This window comes from Modicisalibacter sp. 'Wilcox', from assembly GCF_010993675.1.
In the GTDB taxonomy this organism is placed as follows: Bacteria; Pseudomonadota; Gammaproteobacteria; order Pseudomonadales; family Halomonadaceae; genus Modicisalibacter; species Modicisalibacter tunisiensis.
Map to the genome: position 1 here is coordinate 25,721 of NZ_WNXF01000004.1, position 13,649 is coordinate 39,369.

The window sequence follows — 13,649 nt, forward strand, 5'->3', positions numbered from 1 at the left end:
CGGGACGGTCGGGAGGGACGTTGCATGACTCCCATGGCTAACGCCGATATTCGGGCCAGGCTCGAGCGCATGCGCCATGACTACGGGCTCTGGCTCGGCCGGGAGTGCGCCGATCTGTCGGCCCGGGCGCAGGAGCTGGGCAATCCCATCCTGAACGGCGCTCCCTGGGAGCCGGTTCGCGGACGGCTGCATCGCATCGCCGGTTCGGCGGGCACCTTCGGCTTTCAGGAGGCCAGTGAAATCTGTCGGCTGCTGGAGCATCGCCTGGAGCGGATCCTGCAGACCGGCGCCTCCGGCGACGCCGGGGTCTTCCTGCGCGAACTCGGCTCCCTGCCGGCGCTGGTGAAGTCGCTGACTCCCGAGCGGCTCTCCATCGCCGACGACCTGCTGCACTCCCCGGTCGTGGCCCGGGCACCGGAAGACCGGGAATCCCGCCAGCCGCTGATCTTCGTGCTCGATGACGACGATGCCACGGGGCAGCAGCTGTGCCGCATGCTCGAGAGCTTCCACTACCGGACCTGCCGGTTCGGCACGGGGGAGGCGCTCGAGCGGGCGTGCCGCGAGCAGCGCCCCGATGCGCTGATCCTCGACCTGCACCTGGCGGTCGAGGATGGCCTGGCCATCGGCGAGGCGGTGCAGCACCTGTTCGCCGAGCCTTTGCCGCTGTTCGTCACCAGCCGGGCCCAGGCCTTCGAGGACCAGCTGCGGGCCGTGCGGGCCGGCGTCGTGGGGATCATCTCTCATCCGCTGGATCCGATCCGGCTGGCCGACATGCTCGAGACGCACCTGCGCCGGCATCGCCTGCCGCCGGCACGGGTCCTGCTGGTCGATGACGACGAGATGATGCACACCTATCATCGCCTGTTGCTGGAAGAGGTCGGCTTCACGGTGATGACCCTCAGCCGCCCCGAGGGGATACTCGAGGCCATGGAGGGGTTCGCGCCCGACGTGCTGGTGCTGGACGTGCACATGCCCCAGTGCAGCGGCCCCGAACTGGCCCAGATCGTGCGCTACCATCCCCGCTGGCTGCAGGTGCCGATCATCTACCTGTCGGCCGCGCTCGATGCCGGCGCGCAGCTCGAGGCGATGACCAAGGCCGGCGACGACTTCCTCACCAAGCCGATCGCGCCCGAGGCGCTGGTTGCCGCGGTCACGGCACGGGCCCGGCGCTCCCGGGAGCTGGCCGCCGCGCTGTCCCGCGACGGCCTGACCGGCCTGCTCAAGCACGCCGACATCAAGGCGCGGCTGCAGGCCGCCATTGCCCAGGCCCGGCGGCGTGATGCCAGCCTGTGCCTGGCCATGCTCGACATCGATCACTTCAAGTCGGTCAACGATACCCACGGTCATCTGGCCGGCGACGAGGTGATTCGTGCGCTGGCCAACCTGCTGCGCCGCCGGCTTCGCGAGAGTGACCTGATCGGCCGTTACGGCGGCGAGGAGTTCCTGCTGGTGCTCAATGACTGCGAAAGCGCCCAGGCCTTCAAGGTGCTCGACGAGTTGCGCGAGTCCTTCGGCGCGCTGACGTTCCATGGCGACGAGCGGGACTTCCAGTGCACCCTGAGCGCCGGCATCGCGGTCATGGCGTCCGACGTCGCCGGCAGCGATGCCCTGATCAACGTGGCCGATCAGCACCTGTATCGGGCCAAGCAGGCCGGTCGCAACTGCGTGATCGGGGCTCGCGGGTCCGGCACGCCGCGCTGACTCGTCAGGGCGCCTCGGGCCGGCGGCGCCTGGCCTGTCTGGCGATCAATCGCGCGAGGTGCGGTCCGAACAGCAGCACCAGCACGAAGCGGGCGAGCTGCATCGCCATCACGTAGGCCACGTCGACATGGGTCGAGGCGGCGATGATCGCCACCGAGTCGGCGCCGCCGGGGCTGGTGGCGAGATAGGCGGTGAGCGGATCGAGCCCGGCGAACACCACCAGCAGGACAGCGAAGCCCCCGCAGATTGCCACCAGGCAGACAATCGAGACGAGCACGCCGGGCAACGAGCGGGCGACATGGACGAGGATGGCGCGGTCGAAGCGCAGGCCTATGTTCCAGCCGACGAAGGCGTAGCTGACGGCGAGCAGGGGCGCGGGCAGCGCGAGGGTCACGCCGCCGAGATCCTGCAGCAGTGTGGCTCCCACCAGCGTTACCAGCAGCGGGCCGGCGGGCAGGCGCGAAACCCGGCCGGTGACGGCGCCAAGGACGATCACGCCCAGTGTCATTGCCAGGGCGGCAGGCTCCACCGCAACGAACCACTCCCGGCCGGACGAAGCACCGCCGGCGCCTTCCGGCATGAAGAACGAGGCCACCAGCGAGGCGACCAGGGTCACGATCACCACCCGCAGATACTGCATGAAAGCGACCAGTCGCACGTCGGCGCCGAACGACTCGGCCATCAGCACCATGGCGGTGGCCGCGCCCGGTGCCGAACCCCAGATCGCGGTGGTGCCCGGCAGTACCTGCCAGCGTGCCAGCAGCCAGCCGAGCAGGCTGCTGGCGGCGATCACCGCCACCACCGCCAGGCCGAAGGTGGGCCAGTGCCGGCCGATCTCGTGAAGGATAGGCACGGTGATGCTCTGGGCGATCAGGCAGCCGATGCTCGCCTGGGCGAGCAGAAACGGCCGCCGAGGCACGCGCACCCGTCCCCGCCCCACGGCGACCACCACGGCGGCGGCCATCGGCCCGAGCAGCAGCCCGGCAGGCACGTTCAGGCTCACCAGGGCGACGGCGAGCAGCGCCGAAAGCAGGCTCAGGGCCAGCCACTGCACCGCGGGGCTGCGCGAGGCCAGGTCGAATGTCGGGGCTCGGGCGCCGCCGGGCATCAGGCCAGTGCCAGGTCGGCACCGACCACGACCTCGCCGCTGCGCGGCGCCAGCGGCATGCCGACGCTGCCGCGCTGCAGGTCGACGAGGACGAGGGCGGTGGTTCGAGGATCGAGTTCGAGCATGGAATACCCCGGTCGTGGGAACGGAAGGAGGTCGTGGCGACAGTGTAAGCCATTCGCAGGGTAATGGTTGAGTCGAGAGGAGGAAATGCCGGGGAAGGGGCCGCCACCCGCGATGGCGGGATGACGGCCGCTCCGGGCGGGGCTCAGCTGAACAGCCAGGGATCGAGCAACCCGCTGGGGTAGGTCAGCGTCAGGAAGTGCGCCATGCCGACCAGGAAGACCACCACGCCGACGGCCATTCCCGCCGATGTCCACGGCTTGAGTCGGGCGATGCCCACCAGGAAAGCCAGACAGAAGATCGCCGCCGTACTGATGAAGCCCAGCCCGATGATCGCCGCGATCAGCGCGCAGAAGCCCGCCAGCCAGATCAGTTCCTCCCGGCAGGCCTGACCCTGCCACTGGGGCCGGCGAAGGACGTAGCGCGCCGTCTCGGCGAGACAGCCCACCGCCATGATCGCGATGGCCAGCTTGGGAAACACGCTGCCCAGCAGCGAGAGGCCGGCGACATCGCTCCAGGCGAACGCGGCCAGACCCAGCAGCCCCGCCAGCAGCACGACGTCCACCGCGCCGAAGACGGGCCGTGCCCGCTCGGCCAGGATCGCCGCTTCGGTGTCGGCGGTGTCGCCATTCACTCTTGCCTGGCGGCGTTTCAGCCACAGCGCCTTGAGGGCGGGGATGAACAGCACCGCCAGGATCAGCGCACCGATGATCATCACGCCGGGGCGGGCGAACGCCGCGCTGCCCTGGAACTGGACCGCCTGATAGAAGTAGGTCTCGGCACCCGGTGCCAGGACGAAGCCGATCAGGAAGGCCGGGCGGGACCAGTTGGCCTTCTTGAACAGCACGCCGATGGCACCGACGGCGGCCAGCGCGACCAGGTCGCCGGTGGCCCGGGTCGCCTGGTAGGCGGCGAACAGGATGAGCACGGTGATCAATGGGGCGAGAATGGTAAAGCGCACCCGCGTGAGGCTGGCCACCGGGCCGGCCAGCCCCAGGCAGAGGCCGGCACCGAGGATGTTGGCCAGCGCCAGCGACCAGATGATGGTATAGGTCAGATCGAGGTGGGTCTCGATCATGCCGATGCCCGGTTGCAGGCCGAGCAGGAGCAGGCCGCCGAGGAACACCGCCGCGCTGCCCGAACCGGGGACGCCGAACAGCAGCGTGGGCACCATCGCGCCGCAGGCGCAGGCGTTATTGGCCGACTCGGGGGCGATGACGCCGCGGATGTCGCCGCGACCGAACTCGCTCTTGTCCTTGGCGCTCTGCACGGCGTGGCCATAGGTCATCCAGTCGACGACCGAACCGGCCAGCCCGGGGATGGTCCCGATCAGGCTGCCGAACCCCGCGCAACGGGCCACCAGGCCGCGCTCGCGCCGCACGTCGCGAAAGCCCTGGCGCCAGCCCTCGCCGAGACGACAGGGTTCGCTGGCGATGGCGCCGCGCTGGACCAGCAGGTCGATGATCTCGGGCAGGGCGAAGATGCCCAGGCCCACCACGACCAGCGGCAGGCCGTCATAGAGGTAGTCGAGGCCGAAGTTCAGACGAAACTCGCCGGTCGCCGGAGCCATGCCCATGCCGCCGACCAGCAGGCCCAGTCCGCAGGCGGCGAGCCCCTTGAACAGGTCGCGCCCCGAAAGCACGGCGACCATCGACAGGCCCAGCAGCGTCAGCATGAACAGTTCCGACGAGGAGAACGCCAGCACCAGCGGCCGGGCAATGAGGATGAAACCGGTCAGGACTGCAGCGCCGATCAGGCCGCCGATCATCGATGACAGGAAGGCACTGGACAGCGCCCGGGCCGCCTGGCCGCGCTTGGCCAGGGCGAAGCCGTCGATCACCGTGGCCTGCGAGGCACTGGAGCCGGGGATGCCCAGCAGCACCGAGGCGAAGGTATCGCCGGTGGGGATCACCGCCACCAGCCCCATCAGCATGCCCAGGGCCACCGAAGGGTCCATGCCGTAGAGGAAGGGCAGCAGCAGCGACATGCCGGCGATACCGCCGAGGCCGGGGATGATGCCGACCACCAGGCCGACACTGACCCCGAGCAGCATGTAGAGAAGATGGGACGGGGTGAACACCTGCCCCAGACTGGAAAGAAGGATGTCGAGCATGGCGTGGTTCTTCGCGTTGTCGTGTCGGAATCGTGCCGGCCCCGGCGCGATGCAACGGGGCCGGGGAGATCAGCGCGTGGCCAGGTGGACGTCGAACTTGTCCGCCAGCCAGGTGATCAGCCACTGGCGCGTCTCGTCCTTGATCGCCATGGCATCCTCGAGGTGCTTGGAGACCGTCTCACCGACGATCGGCGTGTAGGGACCGAGCTGGGCGGCCGCTTCTTCCTTGAACTTGTCGGTCTTGATGAACTCGCGAGCCGCCTGGCGGTAAGTTTCGACGAGGGACTCGGGGGTGTCGACCGGGACCATCACCAGCTTCTGCAGGGCGTAGCCGGAGGCGAAGAACTTGCGATAGGCCTCGTAGGCGTTGCCCGACGGCGCCTTGCCCTGGGTCTGTTGGTAGATCTCGTTGAAGGTCGGCAGATCCGGGAAGGTCGGATCACGCACGATGTTGCCGTCGTCGTCGAGCACGCCGAGGCTGAACAGCGGGATCGCCTTGCCGTCGTCGACCAGCGGCTGGACGTTGCTCAGGTAGGCCGAGGTGGTCTGGAAGTCGATGGTCGCCTCGCCACGCTCGAAGGCCAGGCGACCTTCACCGCGGCTGCGCATGCCGAATACCGGATCGATGTCGACGCCCAGCATCTCGAGGGCGATCAGTACCGGCAGTTCGACCCCGGTGGGAGATTGTGCGGCCAGCTTGACCGGCTGTTTCAGCAGGGCCTTAAGGGCGCTGTCGGCGTCCTTGCCCATCTTGGGGGAGGCGTAGACCACGCCCCCGGTCGGGGTGGCGAGGATCGGTTTCCAGTCGGCGTAGTCGTAGCGCACCCGCGGGTCGCCGAGCATGGCCGGGTACTGGGTCGAGGCCGACGTACCCAGCCACTGGCTGCCATCGGACTTGGCGCGGACCGCGAACAGGTTGGCGCCGTTGATCGAGCCGCCACCGGGCACGTTGTCGATCACGAGGGTCGGCTTGCCGGGCAGGTAGTCGCTGAACCAGGGCGCGAAGAAGCGTGCCCAGACATCGGTGCCGCCACCCACCCCGAAGGGGATGGTCCACTTGATGGTATCGGGGACGTCGGGGTCCGCGGCGTTCGCCGTCGCGGGAAGGACCAGCGGGCTCAGGCCGGCGCACAGCAGGCCGAGGCCGGCGGCGCGCTTCAGACGGGTGGCGAGAGTCTGTCGGGATTTCAAGGGGCGCATGGCGTGACTCCTTGTTGTTGTGTCGCTCTTTGGGATTCGTCGGATGGACTACGATCTAGCCGGTCCTGGCCGTCATGGCAGCGGCCGGCCGGTGATCGGGCGTGGTGCCGGGATAATACAGCGTGCCGGCCATGATCTTGCGGGCGGTGCGGACCAGCGAGACCCGGGCGACGTCATGCGGGTCCTGCCCGCGGTGCTCGACATCGAGATCGATGTAGCCCGAGGGGTGCTCGAGACGCACGTGCGCCAGTGACTCGCCGTCGGTCAGCCGGCCCGCCGCGGTGGCAATACGGTTGGCGACGGTCCCCGGAACGCTGATCGCCGTTGCCAGGGCGATGGCACCGGTCACGGCGAGCGCCTTGTGGCAGCGGTGCGGCACGAAGTAGCGGGCGCGCAGCGTCGCCTCGGTGGTGCCGGGGGCCGACAGCAGAACCGGCTTGGGCAGCACGCCGTGGCTGACGTCGCCGAGCCCCATGCGCCGCCCGGCTTCGCGGCGGATGGCCTCGAGGCGGGCGAGCATGGGGCCGTTGGCGTCGAGTTCGGCGGGCGTTTCGTCGCCTGTCAGGCCGAAGGCCTCGGCGGCGATCAGCAGGGTCGGGGTCGCGGCGTCGAGGCAGGTCACCTCGATGCCGTCGATGATCTCCCGCGCCTGGCCGGTGGGCAGCAGGGCGCCGGTCTTGGTGCCCACCACATCGAGAAAGCTGAGCTGGATACCCGCGGCGCTCCCCGGCACGCCGCTGATGCGGGTGTCGCCTTCGTAATCCACCTGGCGTCCCGGCGTGGGGACGTGGCATTCGATGAGGCGTTGCGTGTTGAGGTTGCAAACCCGCACCACGGTGATGCCGTCTTGCGGTTCGACCAGCCCGGTCTCGATGGCATAGGGGCCGACCGCCGAGAGCATGTTGCCACAGTTGGGGTTGAAGTCGACGCGGCGTCCGGGGCCGTCGACCTGAGCGAACAGGTAATCGACGTCGGCGTCGGGATGGTCGGAGCGTTCGACGATCGCCACCTTGCTGGTCAACGGGTCACTGCCACCGATGCCGTCGATCTGCAGGGCATGACCGGCACCCATCAGGTTGAGCAGTGTCTCCGTTCGTGCCTCCACCGATTCGGGCAGGTCGCTCATGCGCAGGAAGGGGCCCTTGGAGGTGCCGCCGCGCATGATGATGCAAGGGATGCTGTGGATCATTGCCGTTTCACTTTCCGTGCCTGAACTCATGAAACGAGCATGTCACCGGCTTTTTAATGCCTCAAATGCAAATAAAATGCGCATTCGATGTGGTAAAAGTATTAATGTGATAATTTGTTCAATAACATATTTTCAATGCAAGAATCGTTTATGCAGCATCGCATCGAGTTTCTCGACCTGCAGGCCTTCGTCCAGGTTGCCGATCTGGGCAGTTTTCACGAGGCGGCGCAGCGCCTTCATCTGTCACAACCCGCGCTATCGCGGCGTATCCAGAAGCTGGAGGAAGCGCTCGAAGTGACATTGCTCGAGCGCACCACGCGGCGTACCTGGTTGACGGCGATCGGCGCCGACTTCCTGCCGCGGGCCCGCCGGATGATCGACGACTATGAATCGTCGATCCTCGGCATCCGTGAGTTGGCGACCCACCAGAAGGGCACGCTGACCATCGCCTGCCTGCCCACGGCGGCGTTCTACTTCCTGCCCAGCGTCATCCGGCGTTTCAACGAGGCATGGCCGGGGATCCGTATCCGGATTCTCGATGTCAGCGCCAACGAGGGCCTGGAACGAGTGGTCAACGGGGAGGCGGATTTCGGCATCAACATGATCAGTCCGCAGCTGCCCGAGGTCTCCTTCACGCCACTGTTGCGTGATCCGTTCGTGCTGGCGCTGCGCTCCGACCATCCGCTGACCGCCAAGGAGACAATCACCTGGGCCGATCTGGAAGCGGTGCGCATGATTACCGTCAGTCGCGACAGCGGCAATCGCACCCTGCTGGACAACGTGCTGTCCTCGGAGGGCATTCGTCTCAACGGCTTCTACGAGGTCCAGCACCTTTCCACATCGCTCGGGCTGGTGGAGTCCGGGCTGGGGGTCGCCATCCTGCCGCGCATGACCATGCCGGGTGCCGACCATGACACGCTTTGCTCGAGACCCCTGCCCGAACCGCGAATCGAGCGCACCATCGGCCTGATTCAGCGCAACGATCACCACCTCTCGAGCACCGCCGAGCTGTTCATCGAGACGCTGCTGGCACTGTGGGGCGACGAAGGTGGGCCGGGGCACGGATGATCGGGCGGGGTACCCGGCAAATGCGCGTCGGTCGGCACGGTGGACGGAAGCCAGGTTGGGCAATGCGTCGCGACCGATTACACTGCGCGCTCATCTCTGTTATCGGACATCGTTCATGAGCCAGTTGCCTCCCTGCCCGCAGTGCGGATCGGAATTCACCTACCAGGATCAGGACCTGCTGATCTGCCCGGAATGCGCCCACGAGTGGGTCGCCGATGGGGCGGTCGAGACTGACGACGACACGCCGGTGGTCAGCGACGCCCACGGCAATCTCCTGCAGGACGGTGACACCATCACCGTGGTCAAGGACCTCAAGATCAAGGGGTCGTCGTCGGTGGTGAAGGTGGGCACCAAGGTCAAGAATATCCGCCTGGTGGACGGCGACCACAACATCGACTGCAAGATCGACGGCATCGGCGCGATTAAGCTCAAGTCGGAGTTCGTCAAGAAGGTATAACCCGCCGGGCGATGGGGCGCTCGGGCCGCTTCAGCGGCTTTCGCGGGCGGTCAGGTGCCGCGCGACCCAGTCACGCACTTCTCCATAGGGATAGCCCTCCAGCGCCGCGAAGCCCGGCAGCCGGCGCGCCTTGAGCCGGGTCAGGCGTGGCGTGGTCAGCCCGCACAGGAAGCGGGTGACGAGTTCGCGGCCCGCCGGATCGCCCTCGTCGGCGTCGCGCTCGAGGAACTCGCCGGCAAGCTCGGGGAAATTCCGCTCGGCCAGGGGCTGCGGTGCCGGTGGTTCGGGCAGGCGCGCCACGCGTCCGGCGCACACCGAGCAGTGGCCGCATCGGCGGGGGGCGCGCTCGTCGCCGAAATGCTCGGCCAAGCGACGGCTCAGGCAGGTGTCGCTCTCGAAGAATGCCAGCATGGCGTGGATTCGGGCGATCTCGGCGGCTTCCTTGGCGCGGAAGTCGGCGTGCAGCTCGGCGGTGAGCCGCTCGGGGTCGACGTCGCTTTGCAGGACCTCGTAGACCTCGGTCATCTGGCGGGTCTCGAGGCGGATCCAGCCCTGGTCGTGGAAGTAGTCCAGTGCGGCGATCACCCGTGCGCGTCGAGTGTCCAGACCACGTTCCCGGCCGTCGCGGTGCAGGGCCTCGAAGTCCAGCTGGCACCAGGTCCGGGCGCGTTCGGCGGCGGCGACGATGGCCGCCACGAAGTCGCGGCGCTCGCCGGAGAAGCGTGCCACCAGCTCGTCGGGTTCGATCCGGTACTGGAAGCGGTACTCGGCGAAGTAGGCGTAGCGCGGGGCGATCACGCCGCGCATCTCGAGCTGCACCAGCAGCGTCTTGAGCGGCAGCGGGCGGATGTCGCTGCGCTGCGAGAGCCGGTTGAGGATCAGTTCCCAGTGATTGCCTTCGCGCTCGGTGAGGATCGCATCGATCACCGTGCGGATGCCGCCCGGTTCCGGCGTGTCGCCATAGACGAAGTTCTCCAGCACCCGCAGGTTGTCGCCGCCGGCCAGCACCAGGCAGTCGGAGGGTTCGCCGTCGCGGCCGGCTCGGCCGATCTCCTGACTGTAGTTCTCCAGCGACTTGGGCGGGTCGAAGTGCACCACGTTGCGGATGTCGCGCTTGTCGATGCCCATGCCGAAGGCGATGGTGGCGACGATCACGCCGACACCATCGTTCATGAAGTCGCGCTGGATGCGCTCGCGACTCTCGGCGTCGAGGCCGGCGTGGTAGGCGACGGCGTCGAGTCCCGCCTGGCGCAGGTAGCCGGCGACCCGCTCGGCGGTGTGCTGCAGGGTGACGTAGACGATGCTCGGCTGCGGCGCGTCCCCCGCCAGTCGGGGCCGCAGCCAGTCGCGCAGGAGGCGTGGCTTGGCCTCGGCCGCCAGCGGCTCGACGAGCAGGTTGAGATTGGGCCGGTAGAAGCCGGTGGTGGTGACGTCGTCGGCGGCGATGGCGAAGCGCCGCGCCATGTCGTCGATCACCCGGGGCGTCGCCGTGGCGGTGAGCAGCAGCGCCTGGGGAATGGCGAACTCGCGCTGGTAGTCGGGCAGCTTGAGGTAGTCGGGGCGGAAGTTGTGGCCCCATTCGCTGATGCAGTGGGCCTCGTCGACCACCAGCAGCGAGATCGGCACGCCCTTGATGAAGGTGCGGAAGCGCTCGTTCTTCAGGCGTTCCACCGAGATCATCAGGATGCGGATCTCGCCGCGCTTCACGCCCGCCATCACCTGTGCGGTGCGCTCGCGGCTCTGACCGGAGTCGATGCTCGCCGCGGCGATGCCGTGGCGCTCGAGAAACGCCAGCTGGTCCTGCATCAGCGCCAGCAGCGGCGAGACCACCAGCGTCAGGTGCGGCAGGTGCAGCGCCGGCAGCTGATAGCACAGCGACTTGCCGGAGCCGGTGGGAAAGATCGCCGCCGCCGAGCGTCCGGCCGTCACCGCCTCGATCACCGGCCGCTGGCCGGGGCGAAACTCGCCGTAGCCGAAGACGTTCTGCAGGGTCTGCTCGATCATGACCACTCCTGGCGGTGAAGGCGGCGGGGGCTATGCTGGGAACGGCATTCGTCACTCGAGGGGCGCCGATGACCGCTCGCCAGCCGCGTACATTCTCGCACATCGTCGGCTTCGACGATTGCCCCTTCGCGCGCGACCATTGCGGGCCGGTGACCGTGATCGGCGCCATGTACTCGGGCCGCCGACTGGCCGGCGTGGTGTCGGGGCGCGTCGAGCGCGACGGCCTCGATGCCACCCGCGAGTTGTTGCGCCTGACGAGCGGGACGCGCTTTGCCGCACAGCTGCAGCTGATCCTGCTGCAGGGCGTGGCGCTGGCCGGCTTCAACGTCGTCGATGCGGCGCGCCTGCATCGGCTCTCGGGGCTGCCGGTGCTGGTGGTGGCCCGTCATGCGCCGCGTCCCGAGGCGCTTCGCGAGGCCCTGCTCGCGCACATTCCCGGCGGTTCGCGAAAGTGGGCGTGGATCGCCCGGCTGGGGCCGATGGAGCCGCTGGCCGGCGTGTACGTCCAGCGCCAGGGGCTGAGCCGTGACGAGGCCGAGCGGGTGATCCGCACTACCGCACTCGAGGGGCGGATTCCCGAGCCGCTGCGCACCGCCCACCTGATCGCCGGTGGGATCGCCCGCGGCGAGAGCCGGGGGCGCACCTGAGCCTCGCGGGTGGCTGTCGAGTCGAGTCACTGGAGCGAAGCGTCGGGGCGTTCCTACACTCAAGCAAGGCCGCGTGATCCCACCAATTCCGCTTCTGCCGCCGTCTGCGGCAAGGAGGCCGACCATGATGCTTTCGCCCCGGACCGTCACGCTCGAGGCTGCCGGCGTCGGGCTGGAAGGTGACCTGATCCTGCCCGAGGGCGCCACCGGCATCGTGGTGTTCGCCCATGGCAGCGGCAGCAGCCGCTTCAGTACCCGCAATCGCCAGGTCGCCGAATACCTCGCCTCGCTGGGGCTGGCCACGCTGCTATTCGACCTGCTTACCCCCGAGGAGAACATCATCGACGAGATCACCCGCGAGCTGCGTTTCGACATCCCGTTGATCGGCCGGCGTCTGACCGGGGCGGTGGACTGGGTGGTCGAGAACGCGCCCACCCGCGGGCTTGCCATCGGCCTGTTCGGTGCCAGTACCGGCGCGGCGGCGGCACTGATTGCTGCCGCCGAACGGCCGCAGGCGGTGCACGCCGTGGTCTCGCGCGGGGGGCGGGTGGATCTTGCCGACACGGCCCTGGCACGGGTCGCGGCGCCCACGCTGCTGCTGGTCGGCGGGCGTGATCATCAGGTCATCGACCTCAACGAACAGGCACGAGAGCGGATGACCGCGCCCTGCGAGCTGGTTACCGTGCACGGTGCCACTCACCTGTTCGAGGAGCCGGGCAAGCTCGAGGAGGTGCAGCGTCTTGCCGCCCAGTGGTTCCTCGAGCATCTCGCCCCGCAGCGCTCGACGCCATGACCCGGGGCGGGCGCATTGGCACAATGTCCCTTTTCGCCGTTGGTGCGCGACGAGCCGAGGAGGAGAGAAACGATGACGGTGTATGGCGTGGGTGACAGCACACTGCGCGCCCTGGGGGGCGAGGCCGCGGTGGTCGAACTGGTCGAGCGCTTCTATGCGGCGATGGAGCGGCTGCCCGAGGCGCGAACGATTCGTGCCTGGCACCCTGACGACCTCGCCCAATCCCGGGACAAGCTGGCGACCTTCCTGATCGGCTGGATGGGGGGTCCCAGCCGCTATCGGGAGCGCTTCGGGCCGATCGCCATCCCTCGCGCCCATCGCCATCTGCCGATCGGGCCGGCGGAACGCGACGCCTGGCTGGCCTGCATGGCCACGGCGCTGGACGAGATGGGCGTGGCGCCGGAACTGCGTGGCTACCTGCTGGAGCGCTTGTCTCACCCGGCGGAGCTCTGTCGGAGCCACTGAGCGTCTGGCCTGGCCGGGGTCATTTCCTATCGTTTGCTGCCGGTGGCTTGGGCGAGCGCCAGGAGAAGGCGTTTTCGCCGGCAGTTGTTTTAGGTATAATTTATTAGTTGGCTAACATGTGATAGTCTATTTGACATGCAAACTAAATACCTGCCTGATGCCGATGCCTCGCTGGGAATGCGCCTGGGCCATGTCCATCGCCTGTGGCGGGCGGTGGTGGACCGCACCGTTGCCGCCTCGGGGCTGACCCAGCCGCGCTGGACGGTGCTGTTCATGCTGCACCACATGGGCGATGGCACCACCCAGAAGCAGCTGTCCGACTCGCTGGGCGTCGAGCTGCCGTCGCTGTCACGGACCCTGGCCCAGGTCGAGCAGCAGGGATTGATCGTGCGCCGTACGCCGCACGGCGACCGTCGTGTTCGCCAGATCTACTTCACCGCTGCGGGCCGTGAGATGCTGAACACGCTCGAGGCGCGTGCCGATGAGGTCAGGACCCTGATCCTGTCGGGACTGGCACCGGCCGATCACGAGGCGTTCCACCGTGTGCTGTGCCACATCGAGTCGAATGCGGAGCATTGGTTGAAAGGCTATTGAGCCTGCTTCCCGACTCCTCCCGTCATGACTTTCTCTTGCGTCCCCACCCGTACGCCCGGCGGAGTTTCAGGTCGGCTGAAGACCCGGTGGCGGCCGTTGCGCCTGGCGGTGTAGACGCGCCGATCGACACGTTCGAGCAGTGATTCGGCGATGTCGTTCCGGTACTCGGTGATGCCCCGGTTCTCCC

Annotated in this window: 13 protein-coding genes; 7 read left to right on the forward strand and 6 right to left on the reverse strand. The window is 68.0% G+C overall.

What is annotated here, in order from left to right:
- Positions 1–24 precede the first annotated feature (24 nt).
- Positions 25–1,701 carry a diguanylate cyclase gene (locus G7A98_RS04825; RefSeq protein WP_163648356.1) on the forward strand — a complete coding sequence of 559 codons (1,677 nt, stop codon included), beginning with the start codon at positions 25–27 and terminating at the stop codon, positions 1,699–1,701.
- A gap of 4 nt (positions 1,702–1,705) precedes the next feature.
- On the opposite strand, the gene G7A98_RS04830 is transcribed toward G7A98_RS04825, so the two are convergent.
- The 5 genes from G7A98_RS04830 to G7A98_RS04850 all read right to left on the reverse strand — a co-directional run bounded on the left by G7A98_RS04830 (position 1,706) and on the right by G7A98_RS04850 (position 7,434).
- Positions 1,706–2,809, reverse strand: a complete 1,104-nt coding sequence (locus G7A98_RS04830) for an AbrB family transcriptional regulator (protein ID WP_163648357.1) — start codon at positions 2,807–2,809, stop codon at positions 1,706–1,708.
- On the reverse strand, positions 2,809–2,934 hold the full coding sequence (locus G7A98_RS16795; RefSeq protein ID WP_276207473.1) for a hypothetical protein: 126 nt from the start codon (positions 2,932–2,934) through the stop codon (positions 2,809–2,811). Before G7A98_RS16795 ends, G7A98_RS04830 begins: the two co-directional genes overlap by 1 nt.
- A 143-nt stretch (positions 2,935–3,077) precedes the next feature.
- The gene (locus G7A98_RS04840; protein ID WP_163648358.1) at positions 3,078–5,045 is read right to left on the reverse strand and encodes a tripartite tricarboxylate transporter permease; all 1,968 of its coding nucleotides are present in this window, start codon (positions 5,043–5,045) and stop codon (positions 3,078–3,080) included.
- 69 nt (positions 5,046–5,114) lie between these two features.
- Positions 5,115–6,245, reverse strand: a complete 1,131-nt coding sequence (locus G7A98_RS04845; RefSeq protein ID WP_163648359.1) for a tricarboxylate transporter — start codon at positions 6,243–6,245, stop codon at positions 5,115–5,117.
- A 55-nt stretch (positions 6,246–6,300) separates the two neighbouring features.
- Positions 6,301–7,434, reverse strand: coding sequence for a 4-oxalomesaconate tautomerase (locus tag G7A98_RS04850; RefSeq protein WP_205596219.1), 1,134 nt, complete (start codon positions 7,432–7,434; stop codon positions 6,301–6,303).
- A gap of 150 nt (positions 7,435–7,584) precedes the next feature.
- On the opposite strand from G7A98_RS04850, the gene G7A98_RS04855 reads away from it, so the two are divergent.
- Together G7A98_RS04855 and G7A98_RS04860 are read left to right on the forward strand one after the other, a co-directional pair.
- Positions 7,585–8,502, forward strand: coding sequence for a LysR family transcriptional regulator (locus tag G7A98_RS04855; RefSeq protein WP_163648360.1), 918 nt, complete (start codon positions 7,585–7,587; stop codon positions 8,500–8,502).
- Positions 8,503–8,617: 115 nt separating this feature from the next.
- The gene (locus tag G7A98_RS04860) at positions 8,618–8,959 is read left to right on the forward strand and encodes a zinc ribbon domain-containing protein YjdM (protein WP_163648361.1); all 342 of its coding nucleotides are present in this window, start codon (positions 8,618–8,620) and stop codon (positions 8,957–8,959) included.
- Between the two features lie 30 nt (positions 8,960–8,989).
- On the opposite strand, the gene G7A98_RS04865 is transcribed toward G7A98_RS04860, so the two are convergent.
- A complete protein-coding gene (locus G7A98_RS04865) occupies positions 8,990–10,963 on the reverse strand; it encodes a RecQ family ATP-dependent DNA helicase (protein WP_163648362.1) in 1,974 nt (657 codons plus the stop codon).
- Between the two features lie 68 nt (positions 10,964–11,031).
- On the opposite strand from G7A98_RS04865, the gene G7A98_RS04870 reads away from it, so the two are divergent.
- The 4 genes from G7A98_RS04870 (at position 11,032) to G7A98_RS04885 (ending at position 13,462) form a co-directional block, all read left to right on the forward strand.
- Positions 11,032–11,610: a DUF99 family protein gene (locus G7A98_RS04870; RefSeq protein ID WP_163648363.1), complete on the forward strand. Its 579-nt coding sequence runs from the start codon at positions 11,032–11,034 to the stop codon at positions 11,608–11,610.
- 124 nt (positions 11,611–11,734) lie between these two features.
- Positions 11,735–12,403 carry an alpha/beta family hydrolase gene (locus tag G7A98_RS04875; protein WP_163648364.1) on the forward strand — a complete coding sequence of 223 codons (669 nt, stop codon included), beginning with the start codon at positions 11,735–11,737 and terminating at the stop codon, positions 12,401–12,403.
- 72 nt (positions 12,404–12,475) lie between these two features.
- A complete protein-coding gene (locus G7A98_RS04880; protein WP_163648365.1) occupies positions 12,476–12,868 on the forward strand; it encodes a group II truncated hemoglobin in 393 nt (130 codons plus the stop codon).
- A gap of 135 nt (positions 12,869–13,003) precedes the next feature.
- Entirely contained in the window at positions 13,004–13,462 is a 459-nt protein-coding gene (locus G7A98_RS04885) for a MarR family transcriptional regulator (protein ID WP_163648366.1), read from the forward strand.
- Positions 13,463–13,649: the final 187 nt, after the last annotated feature.